At 57.3% G+C, this 21855-nt stretch carries 22 protein-coding genes; 13 read left to right on the top strand and 9 right to left on the bottom strand.

Annotated features, from left to right (window positions below; all coding sequences use genetic code 11):
* The first annotated feature begins 165 nt into the window (after positions 1-165).
* Complete coding sequence (locus tag HMPREF2760_RS10135) at positions 166-882, top strand: FadR/GntR family transcriptional regulator (protein ID WP_070523448.1); 717 nt, start codon at positions 166-168, stop codon at positions 880-882.
* A gap of 9 nt (positions 883-891) precedes the next feature.
* Here HMPREF2760_RS10135 and HMPREF2760_RS10130 read toward each other — a convergent pair whose 3' ends face one another.
* The 5 genes from HMPREF2760_RS10130 to HMPREF2760_RS13110 are packed head-to-tail and all read right to left on the bottom strand — an operon-like array spanning position 892 to position 4352.
* A complete protein-coding gene (locus HMPREF2760_RS10130; RefSeq protein WP_070523451.1) occupies positions 892-1602 on the bottom strand; it encodes an N-acetylmannosamine-6-phosphate 2-epimerase in 711 nt (236 codons plus the stop codon).
* 41 nt (positions 1603-1643) lie between these two features.
* Complete coding sequence (locus HMPREF2760_RS10125) at positions 1644-2585, bottom strand: ROK family protein (RefSeq protein ID WP_070597211.1); 942 nt, start codon at positions 2583-2585, stop codon at positions 1644-1646.
* 31 nt (positions 2586-2616) lie between these two features.
* On the bottom strand, positions 2617-3561 hold the full coding sequence (locus tag HMPREF2760_RS10120) for a dihydrodipicolinate synthase family protein (RefSeq protein WP_070523457.1): 945 nt from the start codon (positions 3559-3561) through the stop codon (positions 2617-2619).
* 45 nt (positions 3562-3606) lie between these two features.
* Positions 3607-4185: a 3'-5' exonuclease gene (locus HMPREF2760_RS10115; protein ID WP_232770573.1), complete on the bottom strand. Its 579-nt coding sequence runs from the start codon at positions 4183-4185 to the stop codon at positions 3607-3609.
* Positions 4182-4352, bottom strand: a complete 171-nt coding sequence (locus HMPREF2760_RS13110; protein ID WP_232770572.1) for a hypothetical protein — start codon at positions 4350-4352, stop codon at positions 4182-4184. Before HMPREF2760_RS13110 ends, HMPREF2760_RS10115 begins: the two co-directional genes overlap by 4 nt.
* A 187-nt stretch (positions 4353-4539) precedes the next feature.
* Here HMPREF2760_RS13110 and HMPREF2760_RS10110 point away from each other — a divergent pair, with 187 nt between their 5' ends.
* Complete coding sequence (locus HMPREF2760_RS10110) at positions 4540-6402, top strand: DUF262 domain-containing protein (protein WP_070597206.1); 1863 nt, start codon at positions 4540-4542, stop codon at positions 6400-6402.
* 120 nt (positions 6403-6522) lie between these two features.
* Positions 6523-7029, top strand: coding sequence for a GNAT family N-acetyltransferase (locus HMPREF2760_RS10105; RefSeq protein WP_070597203.1), 507 nt, complete (start codon positions 6523-6525; stop codon positions 7027-7029).
* 77 nt (positions 7030-7106) lie between these two features.
* On the opposite strand, the gene HMPREF2760_RS10100 is transcribed toward HMPREF2760_RS10105, so the two are convergent.
* Entirely contained in the window at positions 7107-8819 is a 1713-nt protein-coding gene (locus HMPREF2760_RS10100; RefSeq protein ID WP_070597202.1) for a bifunctional metallophosphatase/5'-nucleotidase, read from the bottom strand.
* 128 nt (positions 8820-8947) lie between these two features.
* Positions 8948-9409 carry an ASCH domain-containing protein gene (locus HMPREF2760_RS10095; protein WP_070597199.1) on the bottom strand — a complete coding sequence of 154 codons (462 nt, stop codon included), beginning with the start codon at positions 9407-9409 and terminating at the stop codon, positions 8948-8950.
* Between the two features lie 315 nt (positions 9410-9724).
* Here HMPREF2760_RS10095 and HMPREF2760_RS10090 point away from each other — a divergent pair, with 315 nt between their 5' ends.
* The 7 genes from HMPREF2760_RS10090 (at position 9725) to HMPREF2760_RS10060 (ending at position 17173) form a co-directional block, all read left to right on the top strand.
* The gene (locus tag HMPREF2760_RS10090) at positions 9725-10918 is read left to right on the top strand and encodes an ATP-binding protein (RefSeq protein WP_083304513.1); all 1194 of its coding nucleotides are present in this window, start codon (positions 9725-9727) and stop codon (positions 10916-10918) included.
* A gap of 409 nt (positions 10919-11327) precedes the next feature.
* The gene (locus HMPREF2760_RS10085) at positions 11328-12575 is read left to right on the top strand and encodes an arginine deiminase (RefSeq protein ID WP_070597197.1); all 1248 of its coding nucleotides are present in this window, start codon (positions 11328-11330) and stop codon (positions 12573-12575) included.
* Between the two features lie 269 nt (positions 12576-12844).
* The gene (locus HMPREF2760_RS10080) at positions 12845-14119 is read left to right on the top strand and encodes a hypothetical protein (protein ID WP_070597195.1); all 1275 of its coding nucleotides are present in this window, start codon (positions 12845-12847) and stop codon (positions 14117-14119) included.
* Between the two features lie 30 nt (positions 14120-14149).
* Entirely contained in the window at positions 14150-14722 is a 573-nt protein-coding gene (locus tag HMPREF2760_RS10075) for a hypothetical protein (RefSeq protein WP_070523482.1), read from the top strand.
* A 3-nt stretch (positions 14723-14725) separates the two neighbouring features.
* A complete protein-coding gene (locus HMPREF2760_RS10070; protein WP_070597193.1) occupies positions 14726-15307 on the top strand; it encodes a hypothetical protein in 582 nt (193 codons plus the stop codon).
* A 209-nt stretch (positions 15308-15516) separates the two neighbouring features.
* Positions 15517-16770 carry an ATP-binding protein gene (locus HMPREF2760_RS10065; RefSeq protein ID WP_070523578.1) on the top strand — a complete coding sequence of 418 codons (1254 nt, stop codon included), beginning with the start codon at positions 15517-15519 and terminating at the stop codon, positions 16768-16770.
* A gap of 55 nt (positions 16771-16825) precedes the next feature.
* On the top strand, positions 16826-17173 hold the full coding sequence (locus HMPREF2760_RS10060) for a DUF2200 domain-containing protein (protein WP_070597192.1): 348 nt from the start codon (positions 16826-16828) through the stop codon (positions 17171-17173).
* Between the two features lie 34 nt (positions 17174-17207).
* Here HMPREF2760_RS10060 and HMPREF2760_RS10055 read toward each other — a convergent pair whose 3' ends face one another.
* On the bottom strand, positions 17208-17438 hold the full coding sequence (locus HMPREF2760_RS10055; RefSeq protein WP_070597191.1) for a hypothetical protein: 231 nt from the start codon (positions 17436-17438) through the stop codon (positions 17208-17210).
* Between the two features lies 1 nt (position 17439).
* Positions 17440-18072: a RelA/SpoT domain-containing protein gene (locus HMPREF2760_RS10050; RefSeq protein WP_256375377.1), complete on the bottom strand. Its 633-nt coding sequence runs from the start codon at positions 18070-18072 to the stop codon at positions 17440-17442.
* Positions 18073-18484: 412 nt separating this feature from the next.
* On the opposite strand from HMPREF2760_RS10050, the gene HMPREF2760_RS12620 reads away from it, so the two are divergent.
* From HMPREF2760_RS12620 to HMPREF2760_RS10025, 3 genes are all read left to right on the top strand, one after another.
* Entirely contained in the window at positions 18485-19447 is a 963-nt protein-coding gene (locus HMPREF2760_RS12620) for a DUF2891 family protein (protein WP_141752588.1), read from the top strand.
* A 151-nt stretch (positions 19448-19598) separates the two neighbouring features.
* A complete protein-coding gene (locus tag HMPREF2760_RS13105) occupies positions 19599-20597 on the top strand; it encodes a sortase family protein (RefSeq protein WP_246818532.1) in 999 nt (332 codons plus the stop codon).
* Between the two features lie 296 nt (positions 20598-20893).
* Positions 20894-21637, top strand: coding sequence for a hypothetical protein (locus HMPREF2760_RS10025; RefSeq protein WP_070597186.1), 744 nt, complete (start codon positions 20894-20896; stop codon positions 21635-21637).
* Positions 21638-21855 lie beyond the last annotated feature (218 nt).

The raw sequence follows: 21855 nt of genomic DNA, 5'->3' as shown, positions 1-21855 counted from the left end.
GAAGATACAATACATCAGACGTCTGATGTTTGAAGGGATTTAAGATATAGCCGTCTACCCCTGATCGTCAGAGCGGAGTGCTACTCCCCCGCAGCGCTCATCCTTTAAGTACCCCGCCAACGTGGAAGGCTTAAGATATATCGAAAAGAAAAGAGGGATTAACCAGTGCACACCGGAACGTGGGGATTCAGTGAAGCCACACATCGCCCTGCCTCAACCACCCAGCAGGCTGTAGAAGGCATCAAACAATACATTCGGGACAACGCCCTCAAGCCCGGGGACACTTTGCCAACCGAATCAGAGCTCTGCGAAGAGCTTGGCTTCTCTCGCTCCTCTGTCCGAGAGGCCATCAGAATCCTAACGACGCTAGATATCGTCGACGTCAGGCACGGAACAGGAACGTTTGTCTCCAGCACGTCCCTCAAAGCTCTAGTTCAAGGACTCATTTTTCGAGCGACTCTCGACGCTGATGACAACCTTGAAACACTTCGTGATGTAGTGGAAATCCGGCAGGCGATTGATCTTGCTATCGGGCAAGAAATCACAGCCAAACTCGACCCCTCGAAGCTAGAGCAGTTGAGCATCATCGTGGAAAAGATGTCAGCCAAGCGGAAGCAGGGCCTAAACTTTGCCGAAGAGGATCGGGAGTTCCATCAGGTGCTGCTTTCCGAAATTGATAACCCGATCATCCGTGAGCTCAATGATGCCTTTTGGCAAGTGCACATGAACGTCATTCCGCTTCGCAAGTTGGAAGAACCACAGGACTTCAGCAGGACGGTTCGCGCGCACCAAGACATCGTCGATGCTCTACAGAACAATGACCTGAAGAAGTATCAAGAGTCTGTACTCAGGCATTACGAGCCTCTGCTGACTTCGCTGTGACAATCCGCGTCAGCTATTGAAGCTCCGCGTAATCCAGGCAGGATCTGTGATGGCAGTGCCAATGATGATTGCATCGGCGCCAGCGCGCTTTCCTGCAGCCACATCATCGCGCGAGGCAAACCTGCCTTCGCCTATCAAAAAAGCATCTTCACCACAGAGCCGTCGCCCCTCTGCCAAGCATTCAAGATCCGGACCTTCAGTCTTGCTCCGGAATTCTGTATAGCCGGCCAGCGTCGTTGAAATGATATCCGCCCCCGTGTGGTGCGCCTGCTGCATTTCTTCCGGGGTTGAACAATCGGCCATTGACAAGACATTAAGCCGGTGACACTCTGCGACAAGATCAGAAAAGCTTGAGCCATCAGGCCTAGGGCGATCCGTGGCATCTGCACAGATAACAGCTGCCCCTGCCTCAGCCAATCGACGGACGGACTCTACAGTTGGCGTGATATAAACCCCCTCACTCCCCTCCTTTGTAAGGCCGAACACTGGTACATCTACTGCAGCTGCGATTGCCTCGACATCCTCGATGCCGCCATACCCGCCACACCGGATTGCACGGCTTCCTCCCTCAACGCACGCACGAGCGACATGCGTCAAGGTATGGGTATCGCGCATTGGGTGACCATCTGGCGCTTGCACCGAGACAATCACCGAGTTTCGAATTAACCCTTGGACTTCTTCTCGGCGTTCCGCCAGTTCACTACTCTTAAACCTAAACATATACCTGAGCCTTCTTCTGGATATATCGCAGATAAACGGTGCTAAAAAGCGTTATCTCGAGCAAAAGCCGCTGCACCCACTAACGGTGCTGTCGCCGGAGATTCAGTAACCCGAATTGCAACGGAGCGATTCGGCTTCAATGCGAAATCCTCTATGGCCTGACGGAATGGTTCTTCCACAGCGGCACCAATCTGACACACACCGCCGCCCAAGACAACGGCATCAAGATCAAGAGCCGAAACAAGACCAGCCACCGCACGGCCAAGGCCATAAGAATTCCCTCGAATAATCCGGGAAGCGAGTTCATCTCCCTGGTTCATTCTTTCCACGACCTTTTCGAGGGGAAGCACTAACTGGGCCCGTTCCTTCCACTGCACCCGCTCGCTCGCCGGGTTCGTAGAAAACTCTTCATAATACGCAGCCAAGCTATTGCCGCTCATAATGTTTTCGGCGCGGTCCGCAAAGCCCCGGAAATCAGCGCACAAGAGCTCCGAAAACTCTCCGGCCGATCCGGTAGGTCCGCTGAGCAGACTCCCGTTATCGCTTACCGCACCACCGACACCAGTTCCCAACGAAAGGTACAGGACTCTGCCGGACTGGAACTCCCTCGCGGCTCCGAGCATCAGCTCTCCGTACGCCCAGACTCTCACATCATTGTGAACAGCACACGGAAGGTCAACAACCTCTTTCGCGACCTCACGAAGATTGGTACCAGACCAGTTCTTAATGGTGTCCCCGTTGTAGGTGACGAGTCCCTCAGGTGCCTGAATCACTCCTGGCGAACCAATGCCGATTCGCGCCGGGGCAATGCCCGATCCTTCCAACGCCAGCTGAACGGCTTTCTTAATCTGCTCCTGTGGCGAAGCACCGGCCGGCTGGGTAGGAATCTTTCCCAACGCAACTGCCTGCGTTGGGTCTTCATCAGACACGAAGCCCCAACCAATCTTTGTTGCACCGACATCAAGCGCAAGGGTACTAGTCACTCTTCACTCGTTTCGTCGTAGTTCAGCGAAATTAGGGCTCGATCACCTGAGCGGCATCGACGATCTCATGAATCTTAGCCAGCTCCTCATCATTCAGAGCGACGTGCGGACGGGACATCAGCCCCGACGGAAAGACGCCCAGGTGGTGAAGCGCTGCCTTGAAGCTGCCGAGACCTTGCGAGCTTCCGCCCATGCGGGTCCCATCGCCCACACCAACGATGGTGAAAAGGTCACAAATCTTAGACTGCAATTCCGCGGCCTCGGCATACGCCCCGTCCACCAGTAGCTCATGCAACTTCACGTAGGAAACCGGGTCCACGTTGCCCAGACCAGGTACCACGCCATCGGCACCTGCCAGGTAAGCAAAGTCGACCGTAGTTTCCGAGCCAGTTAAAACCACAAAGTTTTTCACCCCAGCCTTGTCGCGGGCGCTAATCAGAGCACGCGTGTATCCATCATTGCCGCCAGAATCTTTAACGCCAGCGAGCACACCTTCCTTGGCGAGAGAAATAAGGGTAGAAATATCCAGTACCGAGTGAACACTGACCGGAATGTTGTACGCGTAGATGGGAGTCTCTGGCGCGGCTTCGTGAAGAAGTCGGAAGTGCTCAGCAATTTCTACATCGTGAGTACGAACATAAAAAGGGGCAGTGGCAACTAGACCCTGGACCCCGAGCGCGACGGCATCTTCAATATGCTCAATGACTCGCGGAGTCGTCATGTCAATCACGCCTGCAACTACCGGAACTCGCCCGCGAGCCTGTTCCGCCACCGTTGCAATGACTTCCTTACGCTGCTCTCGTGTAAGGAAAGCCACCTCACCTGAAGAACCGAGAACGAACAGACCATGAACACCAGCCTTAATCAGCCGTTCGGCCTGACGCTTGAGGGTATCGATGTCGACGGAGTAGTCCTCGTTAAACGGAGTCAGAAGCGGCGGTACAACGCCGTGCAGGAGCTGTGTGCTTGCAGTCATGTCTTGAACCCTTCCTATTCACCTTTTCACTTGAGTCATAAGACATCATACGTCTCCTGCGATTGTGATGCAGCTCCTTCCAGCGAAAGGAAGCAAAGGAAGAGAACTGACTAACCTAACCTGGCAACAGCTCGGAGGCCTCCCCACCACGCTCACTACGAGCACATCGCGGGCGCGCGAGGCTGCTACGTAGAGCAACGCCCGCTCGCGCTGCAGCGCCTCGCGGCTTACATCAAGCAAGATGACGTGCGTGAATTCTAAGCCCTTGGCGTTGTGCATCGTCATCACCGCCATCGGGCGCTCCCGGGACGTGCGCCGCCCAGTGCTCACGGCCACGCCCAGCTCGCCCAACTGCGTGGCGATCTCATCCTTGCGCGCATTAGTCCGGGTCAGCACACCGATGGAGACATCGTCATCCCCGAAGGTCCAGTCCCGGATACGCGCGGCCAAGGCCTCAGCTTCCTCCGCCTTGCTCGCAGAATTCAAGACAACCGGCGCAGGACCCTGGCGCAACGAACGATAACCATGCAGATCGTCGATATTCTCTTCCGAATCCACCCACTCGGCACCGTCCAGAATCGCCGTGGCATAGCCCAGGTTCTGCCGGGTCGTGCGGTAATTCACGCGCAGCTTCGTCGTGGCACGCCCTCGCGTTTCAATCCCGTAATCACGCAGCACCAACCGCTGCCCATAGATGCGCTGGTGCGCGCGACGTTGCTGACCAGCCAGTGCTCATCACAGCAGGAGATGGGTACATCGAGGGCGAGCTGGGAGTAGTCGGAAAGGCTCATGGAGTCCAAGGCATCAGCGGGGCTGGACCTTTTGGGAGGATTGCGGCTCAGGAGTTCGAGAACATTTCACCTGGCTAAGCCCAACACCAAACGCAGCCTTTTGCTGAAATAAATCTCCAGAGTTCTCCTCCCCTTTGCCCCTTTTAAGGCATGCTGGAGAAGACTATTCGCTACAGAGGAGGCTCCGGTGGGTTTCAACACCAACATGCACCAACTATCGGCGCTGATGCGCAATACCGAGAACGGAGAGATTCAGCTCCCCGATTTTCAGCGAAAGTACAAGTGGGAGGACGAGCGCGTCCGCCAGCTCCTCATAACCATCTTCCGTGGGCATCCGTTGGGCATCATCATGTTGCTGGAAACCGGCAATTCTTCTGTCAGGTTCAAGCCACGGCCCATCGAAAGCACCGAGGCGACTGCTACCTCCGAGCCCAAGTTCTTGCTTCTCGACGGCCAGCAACGACTGACATCGCTTACCCAAGCCCTCAAGGGTGATGGTGTTGTTCACACCAAAGACTCACGCGGCAAGCGCCTCGACCGCAGGTACTTCATCAATATCCAGAAGTCTATTGAGGATCCCTTCGAGCTGGATGAAGCAGTGATCTCGGTACCGGCTGATGGAGTTATTCGAACCAACTTTAACCGCGACATCGTTCTCGATCTCAGCAGCCTGGAGAAGCAACACGAAGCGGGTTATATCCCCGTTTCGCTACTGCTTGATCAGATGGGGCTTTTCGAATGGTTCGGCAAGCTAGGTGACACCGAGCTCATGACCGCATTCAGCGATGGGATCATCCGTCAGGTCAACGAATACAAGATTCCCGCAATTGAGCTCGACAAGCAGACGGACAAGGCAGCGGTGGCCACTGTCTTCGAAAAGGTCAATGTCGGTGGGCTCCCACTAAACGTTTTTGAGCTCCTCACAGCAGTGTTTGCAGGCGATGCCGAGTACTACGACAGGTACCAGCACGATTTCCGCCTCAACGACGACTGGGTGGAGACTAAGGAACTGTGGAAAGAACATGATGTCCTCCACAAGGTGGAGAACACTGACTTCCTCCAAGCAATCACGATGCTGACGACTCTTGAGCGAAGCAAGCATTCTTCGGGAGGCCGCAAAGTCGGTCTGTCTGCCAAGAGGGAAGACGTTTTAAGGCTTGAGTTGAACGACTACCTCACCTGGCGCGACGCCCTACGTCAAGGATTCATCTGGGTAGCAGGCTTCCTAGCGGATCTGCATATTTACCGATTCAGGGATGTCCCCTACCCGAAGCAATTAGTTCCGCTAGCTGCCATCGCCGTTGTTCTTGGCAAGGAAGCAGACAAGCACCACGTCAAAGAGAAGATTACGCAGTGGTTCTGGAGTGGAGTCTTGGGCGAGCTTTATGGCTCTGCCATTGAGACGCGCTTCGTGCGTGACCTTGAAGGGGTGCCTGCTTGGGCGATGGGTGAAGAGACTACCGCCCCACGCACCGTGCAGGACGCTACCTTTGCGGAATCCCGCCTTCATTCCTTGCGCACCCGCAATGCCGCGGCATACAAGGGCATTGCTGCACTGATCATGGCACAGGGCTCTACGGACTGGGTCGAAGGGAAGCAATTCGGCGCTTTCCAGTACAGGGACATGGCCGTAGACATCCACCATATTTTCCCTAAGGACTGGTGCAAAAAGAACGGAATTGATGATGAACGCCGCGAGTCTATCGTCAACAAAACGACGCTGAGCGCACGTACGAACCGTGTCATCGGTGGCGTCGCACCGTCGGCATACTTGACCAAAGTTGAGAGCGAATCAGGCTTTGATGCCAACGGCGTAGACGACGTTCTCCGCGGACACCTCATTTCGCCCGAAGCACTGCGCAGCGATAACTTTGATGCTTTCTTCGAGCGTCGAAGGGAATCACTCTGCGCACTCATTGAGGGCGCTCTGAAGAAGACGGTTCAGCGCGATGTCAGCGAAGGAAACGCTGTGGAAGACTCGTCATTCTTCGAGGAAGAAGCGCTTGAGGAGCCTGTCCAAACGGGAGTCGACCCCCTATCGGAGGCCTAAGGCAAAGTTGTTTCCTCTCTGACCGGCGCAGCCGGGCAACTTTCGACCAAGAGTGACGGCACTACGTGTGTGCAGATTAGGCAACCTGGCCGAACGCCGCTCTCAACCTCAGGACTCACAATGAATGATATTCATACTCTTCGCACTTCCCGACTCAATCTTTCGGCACCGACAGATGCCGACGTTGACGCCATCTTTGCCATCCACTCGGACGCCCGCACTTACGAGCACCGCCCTGAACTGGTCATGAAGACCAGGGAGGAAGCCACGGACCTGGCACGCGCGTGGCAGGCCAACTGGCACGAGAATCATCTGGGATACTACGTGGTATCCACGCTCGATGGCACTACCATAGGATTTACTGGCGTGCGCCATAGCGAAGAAGCCGGTGAAGAAGTGCTCAACCTCTACTACCGCTTCGCGCCTGAATCGCAGGGCAAAGGCTACGCCAAGGAGGCCGCAGCCGCTGCAATTGCCAGCGCGCGTGAGCGTTTCCCGCAGCTCCCAGTCGTTGCGATAATCGACCCCACTAATGAAGCGTCGATTGCCCTAGCCTTGAAGCTCGGACTTCAGCACGTCCCCGGCGCAGGAGTGCAGGATGACTATGAGGTCTACCGACTGGGCTGATAAAAATATCTCGACACTCGCAGCTCAGCCACTCTTTTGAAACGTGGGAATGACTCCGTAGAACTGAAATGCCCTGGTTATTGATGCAGTCCCTGCAAGGGGAAGCGATCCGAAGGAAGATTTAGTTGCCACGAGCCCGGCAAGAAGGTCTTCAGGTAGCGAACAATCCCCTCCAGTACGGGCTTGGGAGTAAACGCGACGAAAGCACCCGCCAGTGCGGCAATCACCCCGATAGCAACGGCTGCTCCTCGCGAAGATCCAATCGATGATTCTTCTGCCTTCCCACCGTTTGCTGGACCGTTTGACTTATCGGGAGTCTTCAAAGGTAAGAGCTCACCATGCCGCTTGATGAACTCGGAGAAGACATCGACGTCGATTGCCGTGCCTGTAGAAGTAACACGCGCATCGCTGAATGAATCGATCTTGTCGCCACCATTTACCACGTAGTTGCTAACGGCTAGTGAATAGGTGGCATTCATGCCCATTGACGTGCCATCATCGAGCTTTATCGCCGTGACACGCTCGCCAAATGGCGCAGATGCGTCGAAATCAAACGTGAATCCGGCAGTTCGTGGGAAGCCGTTTCCACCGTCCGGGTTGGATTCAATACCCTTTTCCAGCGCATCTTTAATCTGTGCGCCTGTCGCTTGAATCGCGATTGGTGAGTTTCCAAAAGGAAGCACCGATTGCGCATCGCGACGGGTCAAGGTCCCTTCTTTCATGTCGGCACGCTGACCGCCACCGTTCTGCCATCCGAGCTGGGTATCGAAATGTTCGCGGTATGCATCCGCTACCAACGGACCTAGTTCTGCTTTTGATAAAGTCTGCGTCGCAGTACCAAGTTGCTCTCCCAGTTGGCGGTCTAGTTCACCATAGAGTTTTTCGCTGCGTGCCTTCCACTCTTCGTTAGCGTTAAGCGATGGATTGACCGGATGGTTCACTACTTTCACCGTGGTCTTCTGCGTGGACCGGTCAACGGTGATGTCGAGGTGAACCAACGTTCCATAATCAGCGCGCGGTGCGACAATCGGCCGACCATCTGCGGTGTAGGTTACTTCTTCCGGTGATTGCGCCTCGTTTTCTTCACGCAGCGCTGCTGCAAGCTCGGGAATCTCTTCCATTACCCGAGTGGTGTCTTCTTTTGAAATCTGGCTCAGCAAAACGATTGCATCGACGCCTTCTTCTTGGAGCTTGTTAACCCCGGCGCGTGCGGATTCAGCGAAGTCCCCCATCACGACGTCCTTGGCAGCTACCGTTCGATCAAGGTCGGCAGTAAGAGAAACAAACCCGACGGTGAGTTCACCGGATTTAGCAGTGAAGGTGGTCCCGTCATCACTGATCGGCTCGCCATTCTGGGTAGTCAGGTTGCTGGAAATCCACGGAAACTCGGCCTTTTCGATAAGGCTACGAGTATGGTCCACGCCGTAATCAAAGTCGTGGTTGCCAAAGTTGCCGACGTCCACACCGAGTTCGTTAAAAGCCTCTACGAATGGCTCACCGCGAAAGACTGAGCCGAATAGGCTGCCGGCAGCGAGTTCTCCACCAAAGGCGACAATAGGGTCGCCTTCTTCTTGGCGGGTTTTCTCGAGGGCAGTTGCTAAGTAGGCGATGCCACCTTGGTGGCTACCGTCATCCCAGGCTCGGGGCTCAAATTCCTTCATGTCCTGGAAGTAGACAACGTCTCCGGTCGCTACTGCCGCCTGACCTGGGTCCGATTCAGCAGCGACAGCGTTAGATGCGTTGAGAGAAAGAAGAGCAGTCCAAGCAAGAATAGTGTGACGATTGCGCATAGAGGAATCTTGCCTAACGCTGTTGGAGGGGTCCCAACCTTGAAGCAAAATTTAGATGAACATTCATCGTCCACATGTTTACCGCTGGGCCCAAGCTACGAATACGCCTAGCTCGCGGGCATGCCCCTTCAGGAATCCCACGGCTCCAATGCCTTAACCGGGTACCGTCCTTCAACAGCAAAGCGCTGGCACACCACCTGGGTATCGTCGTCGATTTCTAGCTCTCCGATGTACTCAACGAATTCGGGTGAGCGCCAGAATTCTTCATGTCCGGCGCGCCATTCGCTGGCATCGGCGTAGCCTTCGCCCTCGGCGATGGCGTGCTCGTCGCTGACGTCGGCGAGTCTGCAGACCTGGACCTCGATGGTGCGGATGGCGCACACCACGTTGTCATGTGAGTCGAGGACGGCCTCAAGAGTGCCCACGTCCTCGCGCGGGTCGTGGTCGCGCGGGTGCTCGGCCAACAAGGACGTCGTAGTGGTTTTGGTTCCGTCCAGGATGGCGGTGACGAGGGCGTCGCGAAGCGGGCCAGGGAAGGCGAACTCACCGCGGGGCAGTTCCGCTATAGGTTTCAAAGCGTCCTGAGTCATACGTTCACAGTACGTGGCCAGTTAAATGTTGCTGAGTGAGTACGTGCTCGCTTTCTGTTCCGACCGGCCGGATGCTCGCTCCCCCAAACTCGCTTCATCCACGACGATGTCCGGGCGCATCCCTTGCGCCAAAGATGCTCCTTAAAGGGCTGGTAAATCAGCTTTCCCAATCACGCCGTGACCGTGCCGCCACTTCCTATTGATAGCGGCGCGGCCCCTCTTTCAAATTTCAAAGCTCTTCATAAACTTCAAAAAATTCACAAAATTCATAAACTTCACAAGACTTCAAAAGCGCCGTGGGTTAACGTGAGTTCCATGAAGCCGAAGAACACCAATCCTTTTAGGGCTACCTTCGGCGCCGCTCCCCCACTGTTGGTTGGCCGCAGCGATGCCATTCGTGATTTCGGTTTTGCACTCGATGAAGGCCCTGGTGCCCATGAGAGGATCTCACTCATCATCGGACCACGCGGCATCGGCAAGACAGTCCTTCTTAATGCCTTCGAAGACGAAGCGCTCGAGCGCGGTTGGCTCACGCTCAGTGACACTGCAACGACCGGTTTTGTTGAGCGACTGCGTAGCAGCATTATTCAGCTTCTGGCTAAGGAGAGGAAACAGCTCAAAGGCCTCAACGTCTCTATCCTCGGCATTGGAGGCGGGCTCAATTGGGATACCCGAGCTATCGCAGAGTCCACGTACTCGCTCCGCAATGCGCTCAAGGATTTACTGGCCTATAAACGTGAGCTCGACCGGAAATCCCGCCAGGAGCCCGGTGGGGTTCTTGTAACACTGGATGAAATGCACCATCAACGCAGCCAGGAGCTCATAGAGTTCGGCGCCACGATTCAACATTTAGTTCGCGAGGGTGAGGACATTTCCGTTGTCATGGCAGGCATCCCGTCCTCAATTAGACCTTTGCTTTCCGGGAAGCTGAACAGTCGTGGCGACACCAATCCAGTTACCTTTCTTCGACGCGCTAACCGCATTGAGCTGGGCAGGGTCTCCGATTCGGATGTACGTGAAGCACTGGAGGAACCCCTTCACAGCGCCGCCACCTCATGGTCACAGGACGCTTTGGAAACCGCGGTTGAGGCGTGCCATGGATATCCATTCATGATCCAGCTCGTCGGCCAGTGCTCATTCAGGGAAAAGGAACGTACCGCTGACGGAGGTACCGAGATTTCTATCGACGCTGCCCGGCGCGGAGTCGCAACAGCACAGCGCAAGCTCGGCCAACTTGTTCATGAGCCAGCGCTGTCGGACCTCTCCCCCGTCGACCGAAGCTTTTTGGTCTACATGGCTCAAAGCGATGGCCCTTCCAAGATGGCGGACATCAAGGCACGCTTCAATAAGACTGATTCTTATGTAGGCAACTATCGCCGCCGGCTTCTCGACGCCGAAATGATCACCACCACGGGCCACGGCGAAGTCGATTTCGCCTTGCCGTACTTACGCGACTACCTCCGCGAGCACGCGGCAAGTCTCATAGCCGAGGACTTCGACGCCCAGTAGCGAGGCCTCCCTCGCCCTCGGACTGCACGCCACACCTACCCCCGCGCGTTTACATCTCTACTATTCGCGCAGAGTTTCCATTCCTCTCAAAGTTATTCATCCGGCTCGCCGGGAAATGCAGCACCTGCCAGCGTAGGTGTTGTCGCAGTGGCGGAGGAAGAGGCGTCGACAAGCGCGGCGTGGAACCTCACTATGTGCGCGCCGGAGCCGTGTGAATAAACGCGGATAATAGTATGCGTCCAGTCGCAAAACCTGCACCTACATGGGGTTTCTTCGGCTTCCGGTAGCTTGAAAAAGCTCGAACTTTTCTTAGAATTGTCGTCTAGTTCACATATCACCACCCCGGGTGCCGCTGCTCACCACGCAACTGGATGGCACAGCACACCCGCGCCGAGAAAGGTTCACGCACATGACAACTCCCCCGCTGGGCGTTTGGTCCGAGGTTGGCAAGCTCCACCAGGTCATGGTGTGCGCGCCGGGGCTCGCGCACGAGCGGCTGACCCCCAGCAATTGTGGGGAGCTGCTTTTCGACGACGTCCTCTGGGTCGACGAAGCCAAGAAGCATCACGCGGAGTTCGTCGCCAAGCTGCGCAGCTACGGCGTCGAGGTGCTGGAGATGCACACACTCCTGGAGGAAACCCTGGCCACCCCGGGCGGGCGTGATTTCATCCTGGATTTTAAGCTGCTGGATAAGAACGTTGGTGTCGGCATCGGCGGCGAGCTGCGCCACTGGTTCGAGGACATGTCTAATAAACGCCTGGCGGAGCTCCTCATCGGCGGGCTACCCTTCGCCGAAATTCCGAAGGGCTTAGGCCACGGAACTATCGACGCCATGCGAGAGGTCTACGGGCCTTCCGCGTTTGCGCTGCGCCCGCTGCCCAACACCCAGTACTCGCGGGATAACTCGGCGTGGATTTATGGCGGGGTCTCGCTCAACCCCATGCGCATGCCGGCGCGCCACCAGGAAACGCTGCTGACCAGAGCGATTTATAACTACCACCCACGGTTTGCGCAGGCGGATTTTCAGTTCTGGTACGGAAATACCGATGAGGAGCCAGGCCTGGCTTCCTTGGAGGGCGGGGACATCATGCCGATCGGAAAGGGCATCGTCCTCGTCGGCATGGGTGAGCGCACCACCTGGCAGGGAGTAAGCCAGCTGGCCATGCGCCTATTCCAGGAAGGCGCGGCCGAGAAGATCATCATCGCCGCCATGGCCGCCGACCGCGCCTCGATGCACCTCGACACCGTGCTCACCTTCCTGGATGCAGATAAGGTCACCGCCTACCCCAAGGTCGTGAACACCATCCGACCCATCGTCTTGCATCCCTCCACGAGCACGGCGCCTTTCGACGTCGAACTGCCCACCCAGTCTTTCCTCGAGGTCGTCGCCAAGGCGCTTGGCGTCGGGAGTCTGCAGGTGGTGGAAACCGGTGGGGACACCTATGCCGCTGCCCGCGAGCAGTGGGATGACGCCAATAACGTCGTGGCCATTGAACCGGGCGTGGTGGTGGCTTATGACCGCAACAAGCACACCAATAAGAAGCTGCGCGCCGCCGGGATTGAGGTTGTAGAGATTGGCTCGGCGGAGTTGGGCCGCGGGCGCGGGGGCGGGCACTGCATGACCTGCCCTATTGTGCGTGATGCGGTGGACTACTAGAAGGTTTTCCGGCTTCCAACCACCAGTGCGCGTATCCCATAAAGTCAAGAGACCGGGTCTGCACTAACCCACCCACACGGGGTTATACAGAAGTTTGTGTACGAAAGATCAATGGGCTGGCCAGCAAATACTTAACGCCACTAACTTTCTTCAAGCGTCGTAAGCCGTTTTCTATATCCATTGTCTACCCCCTGCATGCCTCCTAAAATAATTGCGGATTCTACAGATCTCTCACTTTTCACTTAATAAAATATAAGGACGGTACACAGGTGCTCCCTAAGGGACTGCGCGCGCTTGCACCACTGGTGGCAACCGCGGCATTAATTACCCCCTCGGCACAGGCGGCCAACATTCCGCCCATGCCACAGGCCTACCCCATCACCAACCTCTACAAGAGCTGCAGCGCAGCAGGTGAAGACAACGCCACGCCCGAGTGGCACTTCGCAGAGACCGGCCGCCGCTACTTGAGCGACGGCACCCTGCAGTTTAAGAACACCACGAACCAGGAGGTGCCATACACCGCCTCCGTGGAAACGGGCACCAACCACAAGATTGAGGCCAACTCCAAGGCCGCTATGCCTTCCGGGTGGGACACCACCGCCAAGTCCGACATCGGACTGAAGCTGAGCAACGGCTGGCAGGAGAAGGAAACCTTCGGCCCCGTCACCCTGAAGCCGGGCGAATCCTTCCGCGTGGAATACGGCGTAGTGGAAAAGGACTTCATCTCCATGTTCGTCGGCTGCAACGATGACCGCCTGGAAAACATGCCCGGCGCCAACGTCATCCGCGGCAAGGGCCCGGCTGAGCGCTATGCCTTTGCCTACATCATCAAGGCGGATGGTTCGATTTCGGACCTCGCCATGGAAATTCCTTCCCGCTCCCCGGGCGCGAACTCCAAGCCCATCGAGGGCAACTACACCTCCGTGTCCGGCCCCAGCCTGGAGAAGATCGCGGACCCAAAGAAGGATGAAATCATGCAGCCTTCCGAGGACCTGCAGCGCGACCCATCCTGGCCCAAGGAAGGCGAGACCTGCGAAGGCCGCGATAGCTCCTGGTACCCGCTGGACATCACTGCGGTGAAGCCGACCTTCCGCAAGCCGGGCTACTCCACAGACTTCCTCAACTGGTCCAAGGGTGACTATGAGTACGCGCCGGTCACCGATTTCGTCGTCGGCGCCGAGCACGCGCCGTACACCAACTGGCAGGGCAACCGCGGCGATATCCCGAAGGGCTGGCTGGAATCCGTTGGCGCGGTCAAGCGCGCCTACATGCCGGTGGGAACCGAGCTGCAGCACATCGACCTGGCCCCTGGTGAGCGCGTCCGCGTGGAGTACGGCACCACCATGACCCGCATCAACTACCGCGAAATCCACTGCGGTAAGGACGGAAAGTACAGCCTGACCTCCAACTACAAGCAGACCACCGCTCCCAGCGGTTTCTGGGCGGAGGCCACCATCACGGGCAAGGACGGTTCCACCCGCACCGAGGACGTCACCCCGGACGAGTACCGCGAACTCCCAGTCCCAACCCAGACCATCTACTAATCCCCCTTTACTTCCCAAGGAGAATCCACCATGTTCAAGACCAAGATTGCTTCCACCACCGCCGCCGTGGCCATTGCCTGCGGCCTGATCGCTACCCCGGCTGCGAACGCCCTCCCGGCACGTGACCTGGGCCCGGCCAACCCGACCACCATCGGTGAGCACTGCACCAACCCGGGTGACACCGGCCAGACCGTTAAGATCAAGCGCACCTACTTCGACGGCTCCGCTGGCTCCTGGACCGTGTCCAACTACAACGACGAGCCGCTGCCGGTCACCCGCTCCATCAAGGAAACCAAGACCAAGACCTGGAACGTTTCCGCCGGCGTTGACTTCAAGCTGCTGGATCTGATCAACTTCACCTTCTCCTCCAGCTACACCGACTCCCAGTCCTACGAGGTGGGCGAGCAGGTCGGCCCGTACAACATTGCTCCGGGCAAGACCGCCGTCATGCGCGCCGGCTGGGTTGTCTCCGACTTCGAGGGTCAGAAGACCATCTGCGGTTCCGATAACACCTGGCAGGCCAACGGCGGCACCTTCACCGCTACCCTGCCGAAGGAGCGCCACGTGGAGGTCTCCACTCGCGACAACAACGATTGGGGCTAAGACGTGCTGAAGAAGTCCATCGCGAGCGCCTTCGCCGCGCTCAGCCTATTGGCGGCCGCTCCTGTGGCCCACGCCGCTGACTTCGGCGGGGACTTCGAGCTGCCGCAGCGCTGGAATGATGATTTCAAGCCGGGCACGCACTGCTCGACGCCCGGTGAGAACGGCACTTACGTCACCGCCACCCGCCGGTGGTTCAAGCAGACTGATGCCGCTAGTGTGGCCAACCGCAATGATGAGCCCGTGCCGGTCAGCCACACCGTGACCCAGGCCCGCACGCAGACCATCGAGGTCTCCGGTTCCATCAAGGGCGAGGGCGAGCTGGCCAAGGTTCTGACCCAGACCTACGGATTCAACTACGTGCACGAGCAGCACTGGAAGCTGAACCAGAAGGTTGGCCCGTACACACTGCCAGCGAACTCCCAGGGCAAGCTGGTGTGGGGCTTTACCATGCTCGACACCGACGGCCAGGACGTGCGTTGCAACACCAACCAGGAATGGGAGGCCGTGGGCAAGCCCTACTCCGCCACCGTTCCGGAGGCGCGCTATTCCGAGCTGCAGCTTGGCGACGCCCCCGTCTGGGACTAGCTCACCTCCCCAGGCCGCACAGAAGAGGGCACCCCAAGCCGTTTCACGACGGCTGCGGGTGCCCTCTTTTTGGCGTTCCACAGCGTGATCAAACGGCAGCGCGAGCATTGCAGAACGGCAATGAGAACCTTGCAGAACCGCAACGAGAGCATTGCAGAACCGCAATGAACATCTTGCAGAACCGCAACACCGCAGGTAGATTGACGGCCATGACTCATTCTTTTCTGCATAGAAACGCACTAGAACTGGCGGAAGAAGTTCTGTCAGATACACCTGTGCTGACTATTTCCGGCGCACGCCAAGTAGGAAAGAGCACCCTTGTCCATCAATTACTCGAAGGTAGGGAACATAGATTCATTAACCTTGATGAGAGCGCTTCGCTGGTATCTGCGAAAGCAGATCCAGACGGCTTTGTCAGACAGCTCCCCGAAGGGACACTAGCCATAGATGAAATTCAGCGCGCACCAGAGCTGTTTCGCGCGATTAAAGGCGCACTCGAAGAAGATCGACGGCCGGGTCGTTTTATCCTTACCGGATCATCCAACCTCCTCAGTCTCACAGGAGCTGAAGAATCTCTCGCTGGCCGCGCAGAAACTATTCGCCTTCACGGCCTCAGCGTGGGCGAACGTTTAGGTATCCACGAAGACTTTGCAGGCCGAATGTGGTCATTAAAAGATGCAAGCGTACAACCCGCATCCGCCCTTTCCCGGGCTGACTACTTCCAGCTCTTCTGCACGCCGAGTTTTCCAGGACTTAGGGATTCTAGTCGGCGACGGCAACACCGGTGGTTCGATGCTTATATTGAGCGAGTCTTGTCAAAAGACGCTGCCGAGCTCTACGGCATTCAATTCCCTGACCGCTTACACAATCTTCTCGCCAAGTTTGCTGCACAAGGCACCGCGGAACTTGTAGCGGCGCACATTGGGCGTGCACTCGACATTCCCGAACGCTCAGTCCCTACCTATGTAGCTGCTCTGAATGATGTCTTCTTGATTAACCAATTACCATCATGGGGAACAAATCTTGAGAAGCGAGCTATCTCTAAGCCTAAGGTCTTCCTCTCGGATACCGCACTGGCCACAAGTCTGGCAGGCCTCGAGCCAGAGGCATTGGAGATGAACATTTCCAGCACGCTTAGCGGCGGCATCTGCGAAGCCTTTGTTGCCAACGAGCTTCTGAAGCAGAAAGCATGGTCATCAGTTGATTATCGCCTCTTCCACTTTCGGACTTCTACTGGCAAAGAGGTTGACCTTGTGCTGGAATCACGATCCCGGGACGTTGTTGGCGTGGAGGTCAAAGCCGCAATGTCGATCCAGCCGAAGGACTTTGCTGGCCTGCGCTATCTTCAGCAGGTAGCTGGTGATTCTTTCCGCGCAGGAATTGTCTTGTACACAGGCAAGGACGTCTTGCCGATGGGTGAAAACCTCTGGGCAATGCCAATCTCGACGCTCTGGCACGGCTAAACCGCGACAACGAACGGCCGCCGCGCGCCATGAGGCCCACCGATATACTGCGCCCATGTCTCACCGCATCTTTTCCGTTCCCTTCGCCGATATTTATCCGCACTACGTTAAGAAGGTAGAGCGCAAAGGCAGGACTGTCAGCGAGCTTCACGAAGTCATCACTTGGCTTACCGGCTACTCGGTTGAGGAGCTGGAACGGGTCCGGAAGCAAAAGGTCACCCTCGAGGACTTCTTCGAGCAGGCCCCGCACCTGAACCCATCCCGCTCCCTCATCACCGGCAGCATCTGCGGGCACCGTGTCCAGGACATCGAGGACCCGCTGATGCAAAATATTCGGTACATGGACAAGCTCGTTGACGAGCTAGCCAAAGGAAAAGCCATGGAGAAAATCCTTCGCGGCTAGCCTTCGCTAACTACGCTATTCAAAGCTTCAAGCTTTAAGCCACAAAGGGATACGGCGGCGCGGTCTTCTCACGGAAGAAGTAGCGCGCGTGCGTGTGTCGAACGGACTCTAGGCTTTCAGCGCCAATGGCAACGAGCTCAACGTCTGGGTCATCGTTGATTTGATCGAGGTCGTGACGGGCAAGAGTTGCCGCAGTTAGGGATTCAAACTCCGTGACATTCAGTGCACCCGTCGGACGGTGATACTTAATAAGAAAAGCCGGCATACTATTTACTCCCTTCCGACTCGTTTTCTGTCCGTCTCCGGTCGAGCTCACTAATTAGCCTATCCAACATCCTAGAAGTCCTTTGCCGCAATGGCCGGGCTTCACGCAACTCCACCGTTTCCACTGGGCGCTCGGCAAACGGAGAAGAGAGCACATCGAAGTATTTTTCTACTCTATGCACCACTTCTGAAAGCTCATGCAACGAGCGAACCTGGGTCTCAAATTGCAACGGTACGTGCTCTCCGAGCTCAAGGTATCGGATGCCGCGACCGTACAAGTCACCAGCAAGTTCATAAAGGTTGGCCCATCGTGACTGGAGCGCCGTCCGAAGCTGAAACTCAGCCCGGCCTGCCGGAGAGTAAATATGTAAATGGATCGCCCTATACCCAGAGTGCGGCTTTTCTCTCATGTCCTGAATTTTGACGCGGTCGGCTCCCCTTTCTTCGAAGTCCTGGGCGAGTAGCTCCGCCAGCCTTGATTGTTCAGAGAGCGCCACATCAAAGTCCATTCGCACTCCTGAAAGATCTTGGATGCTCTCTAGCGGGAAGCTCGGCATTCTCCGCAGTTTCTCAACGAGCACCTGCCGAGTCTTGACCCGCGAACCTATAAGGAATCGTTTCGAGTCCGGTTCCACAACGGAATCTGTCGAGCGCTCCAGCGGCACGCTCAGTTCATTCAGTGTCGACGCTGCCAAGGACTCAAGATGGTCACAAAGAGCAGACTGATGTATGAGTATGCGCCGATATAGCTCTTCATCGATCTCTTGCCCAGTGCGCAACGCACTACCTATTCGATGTACTTGTCTCTTACTAAACGTCGTCGGCCTGTTTTCCAAGAACTGCACAGTTCCCCCTTCTTCGATAGTGGCAACCCCCAAAGACGAAGAGCATTGCCAGCATTTTCAGACACCCACACATCCCCCACCCCTTGGATGCCTGCCCTAAAGACTACGAGGGCGACCGGACACCAACACCACATTTTCGGATATATGTTCGACGTTTGCGCTGAAACGCACATCCCACCTTCAGCTTTGCCATACTTGACGCATGACCACGCTAGAAACTTGTGCCAGCGCCTGGGCGAAAGCAATTATGGCCGCACCCGAGCGCGAATTCCCCGCCGCGATGCACCACACGAGCGCTTCCACAGAAGACTGCGACGTGCGCCCGCGCGAGCTGCACCCCAGTTTTTACGGTTGTTTCGACTGGCACTCCAGCGTCCACATGCAGTACTCAGGCGCGCTACTAAACAAGATTCTCGGGCCCGAGTCTCCCAAAGAACTTGCCGCGCTTCTCGACGATCGCCTCAGCGCAGAAGCCCTCACCACGGAATACAACTACCTCCTCGCCCGCCCCGGATATGAAATGCCCTATGGGCGCGCCTGGCTGCTGCAGCTCGCCTCCGTTCGGCCTGGCGAAGCGATGGACAAGCTCGTAGAGCTAACCGCACAGCACTGCCGCGACTGGCTTGAATCACTCAACCAACCGGTGCGCCACGGCATGCATTCCAATACAGCCTTCAACCTTTTCCTCATCCACGAGGCCGCGGAGAAACTCGGGCTGGATTCACTGGCGAGCTCGGTGCGCGAGGCTGCTGTCCGCCTTTTCGGCGAAGACCGCGACTACCCGCTCAAATGGGAGCTGTCCGGACATGATTTCCTATCCAACGGGCTATCGGAGGCTCTACTCATGTCGCGCGTGCTACCGGACTTCCCACACTGGTTCGACGGCTTTCTTCCCCACCACAACGAAGCGCTGGACTTTTTCACACAAATCCCAGAGGTGCTTGACCCAACCGATGGCCGCCTGGCCCACCTCTACGGCCTGGCGCTGACCAGAGCATGGATGCTCGTTGAACTCGCTGAGCATTTCGACGCCTCCGTCCTGCCCCGCACCCATGCACTCGCCGCCAGTGCGCAAACGCAGCTTGTCGACGGCCACTTCATGTCCACCCACTGGCTCATCACCTACGCGCTGCGCTTTCAGCTCGCTGCCGACGGAAGGCATTAGCCAACGGCTTCCCTCATCGCCAGCCATCCAGGCCGAGAGTTCAGGCCGGCATTTTATGCCCGCTCCTGCCGCCATAGTGAGCGCATACGGAATAGTTACTTAGCGAGTAGTACTGTAACTTTCTAATTATCGTTCTCTTCAGGAGCTCACTATGGATTCTCGCTACTCGGCGCAGCGCGATAACTACCGCCTGCCAGAAGAAGGAATCCGTATTGATCTGCGCGCCGAGCGTGCCCGCCAGAGAGGCTCTACTCACGACCGCGAGAGCACTGCCCCTGAGCGCCCTTCCTACCGCCCGCGACGCCGCCCCAGCCACGATCGCCCAGCTTCGTCCCCGTCGACAACTTCCCCTTCCCGTCGATCCGCTTCAACGTCGGCGCCTGCCCAACAAACGCCATCCCAACAAGCGCCGACCCGAACCGCGCCGAAGAAGACGACAGCCCCTGCGCCACGGCGGAAATCACCGCGCCCTCGCACGCCCATCAGCCGTCGCGGGTTGGGAGTCCTCCTTATTTTGGCACTGGTTCTCGTCGGCATCGTCGCCGCACTCCAGTTCAATAAGGAGCCAGACGCGCCCGCGCCGCAACCAACCGATGTGGTTACGGAACCCGCCGCCGTCATCGAGCCCTCCCCAGCGGTGGAGATGTACATCCCGACAATTGATGTGCGTGCAGAGTTTGAAGAAGGCTCCTGTCGGATCAAAGACAACAAGATCAACCCCGACTCGATGAATAGGGCCTGCACCTACACCGCAGACGATAAACCCTATTCGCTCCCCGGTACGGATGCGCAGGACGTCGTGGTGGTCGCCGGGCATACCGGTGCAGGAGTACCAGCGGTGTTCAATAACCTCTACGACGGTAGCGCCGACGAGCACAAAGCCTCTGTGGGCGACAAGTTGTACCTGCGCACGCAGAACTCCGGCGAGCAATGGCTGGTATACACCGCAACAGATCTGCACGATCCGTCGAAGGATGGCCTTGAGCAGGATGAGAGCATCTGGGGCACCGATGCCCAGCCCGGTCGCCTTCTCACTATCAGCTGCATCCAGCCGGCCAACCCTTTGGCTGCTGCGGTGCGCAATGCCGTGGTGGGATGGCAGTTTGAGGGCGTAACCGAAGCTCCTGACCCCGCCGCAGAACAGAGCTAAGCCCCATGCAGCATCCCCCGTTCAGGGGGATTTCCGCCACTACGCGCAGTTATCGAACATTTTCGCAGCTCAACAGACAACACCGTTCTTATCCTTGCAGGTTAACACGCCTTGTAGCGCCGCCCGTGAGGACCTCAACCCACCGAACATGCCACCCGTTTGGCACGAAAAGCATCCGCCATGTTACGGAGCGAAATTTCGAAACCCTTGTGATTAATGTGAAAGTTGTGGCTATTGTGGTTCACGTCGGGTTGAATCCCTCTCACATACCTCACAAACCCCGCAAGGAGAAGCTTATGAAGCGCATCAACCGCACCCTGACCGCAGCCGTTCTGGCTGGCTCCCTCGCACTGGGTGGCACCGCCGTTGCCTCTGCCCAGATCCCGGCTCCGGAATCGATCGAGGTCGATGGCCTGACCTACGTGAAGCAGGCAGACGGCAGCTACATCCACAAGAACGAGCTTGGCGACACCAAGCTCACCAAGGAGGAAGCGCAGTTCGTTTGGGAGCAGCAGCAGGCTCAGGCGGCTGACGCCGAAGCACCCGAGGAAGACGCGCCGACCACCACCAGCGTGATGGCCCCGGACATGGACATGGCAGCCACCGGCGAGGCTACCGCACCGTCTTCCGTTGACTACCCGATCAACGGCGAGTCCGAGGCTGAGCCGACCAGCACCGAGTTCGACAAGAAGCAGCTGGCCTGGCTGGCCCTGCCGGCCGCCCTCATCATCGGTGGCGTGACCTGGTACCTGGCCAAGGACGGCAAGACCTACGTGAAGTCCGAAGAGGCAGCTCAGAAGGACGCTCCTTCCGCTGAGGAGAAGGCCGCTTCCGAGAAGATGCTGCAGGAGAACAAGGACGAGGTCATCGCCCAGGGCGGCAAGGTTGCTGAAGGCACCGCCGCACAGACCCCAGCACAGTCCCGCGGTATCTCCGCTGAGACTGGTTCCAACACCGTTGCCCGCGGCCTCGCCGCACTGGCAATCGCAGCGATGATCGCCGCTGGCGCTGTCGTTGCTCGCCGCAAGCTCTTCATCTAAGAGGTTTAAGGCCTAGAGCCAACAGGCAACTCATCCGCGTCTCTTCCTTTCCCTACCGGGGTGGAGAGACGCGGCTTTTGCAGTTTTATACGCCCGTTGGGCCACCACTTTTCCGGCCGCACCCCTTGGAGGGAGTTAAAAGATTCAATGGATGAACTAGCACGCAAGCAAGCCTCAAAACCCGAACCACGCAGGAAGTTTCATCCCACCACCACAAG

This window comes from Corynebacterium sp. HMSC065D07, from assembly GCF_001810695.1.
Taxonomy (GTDB): domain Bacteria; phylum Actinomycetota; class Actinomycetes; order Mycobacteriales; family Mycobacteriaceae; genus Corynebacterium; species Corynebacterium hesseae.
This window is presented reverse-complemented; position numbering and strand designations above follow the sequence as displayed.

What these genes read in the sequence shown, in the direction of transcription:
- HMPREF2760_RS10095 (WP_070597199.1), bottom strand. Translation starts at nt 9,409, where the DNA reads ATGACTCAGGACGCTTTGAAACCTATAGCGGAACTGCCCCGCGGTGAG.
- HMPREF2760_RS10120 (WP_070523457.1), bottom strand. Translation starts at nt 3,561, where the DNA reads ATGACTGCAAGCACACAGCTCCTGCACGGCGTTGTACCGCCGCTTCTG.
- HMPREF2760_RS10075 (WP_070523482.1), top strand. Translation starts at nt 14,150, where the DNA reads ATGTTCAAGACCAAGATTGCTTCCACCACCGCCGCCGTGGCCATTGCC.
- HMPREF2760_RS13105 (WP_246818532.1), top strand. Translation starts at nt 19,599, where the DNA reads ATGGATTCTCGCTACTCGGCGCAGCGCGATAACTACCGCCTGCCAGAA.
- HMPREF2760_RS10100 (WP_070597202.1), bottom strand. Translation starts at nt 8,819, where the DNA reads ATGCGCAATCGTCACACTATTCTTGCTTGGACTGCTCTTCTTTCTCTC.
- HMPREF2760_RS10085 (WP_070597197.1), top strand. Translation starts at nt 11,328, where the DNA reads ATGACAACTCCCCCGCTGGGCGTTTGGTCCGAGGTTGGCAAGCTCCAC.
- HMPREF2760_RS12620 (WP_141752588.1), top strand. Translation starts at nt 18,485, where the DNA reads ATGACCACGCTAGAAACTTGTGCCAGCGCCTGGGCGAAAGCAATTATG.
- HMPREF2760_RS10105 (WP_070597203.1), top strand. Translation starts at nt 6,523, where the DNA reads ATGAATGATATTCATACTCTTCGCACTTCCCGACTCAATCTTTCGGCA.
- HMPREF2760_RS10025 (WP_070597186.1), top strand. Translation starts at nt 20,894, where the DNA reads ATGAAGCGCATCAACCGCACCCTGACCGCAGCCGTTCTGGCTGGCTCC.
- HMPREF2760_RS10060 (WP_070597192.1), top strand. Translation starts at nt 16,826, where the DNA reads ATGTCTCACCGCATCTTTTCCGTTCCCTTCGCCGATATTTATCCGCAC.
- HMPREF2760_RS10130 (WP_070523451.1), bottom strand. Translation starts at nt 1,602, where the DNA reads ATGTTTAGGTTTAAGAGTAGTGAACTGGCGGAACGCCGAGAAGAAGTC.
- HMPREF2760_RS13110 (WP_232770572.1), bottom strand. Translation starts at nt 4,352, where the DNA reads ATGAGCCTTTCCGACTACTCCCAGCTCGCCCTCGATGTACCCATCTCC.
- HMPREF2760_RS10055 (WP_070597191.1), bottom strand. Translation starts at nt 17,438, where the DNA reads ATGCCGGCTTTTCTTATTAAGTATCACCGTCCGACGGGTGCACTGAAT.
- HMPREF2760_RS10090 (WP_083304513.1), top strand. Translation starts at nt 9,725, where the DNA reads ATGAAGCCGAAGAACACCAATCCTTTTAGGGCTACCTTCGGCGCCGCT.
- HMPREF2760_RS10065 (WP_070523578.1), top strand. Translation starts at nt 15,517, where the DNA reads ATGACTCATTCTTTTCTGCATAGAAACGCACTAGAACTGGCGGAAGAA.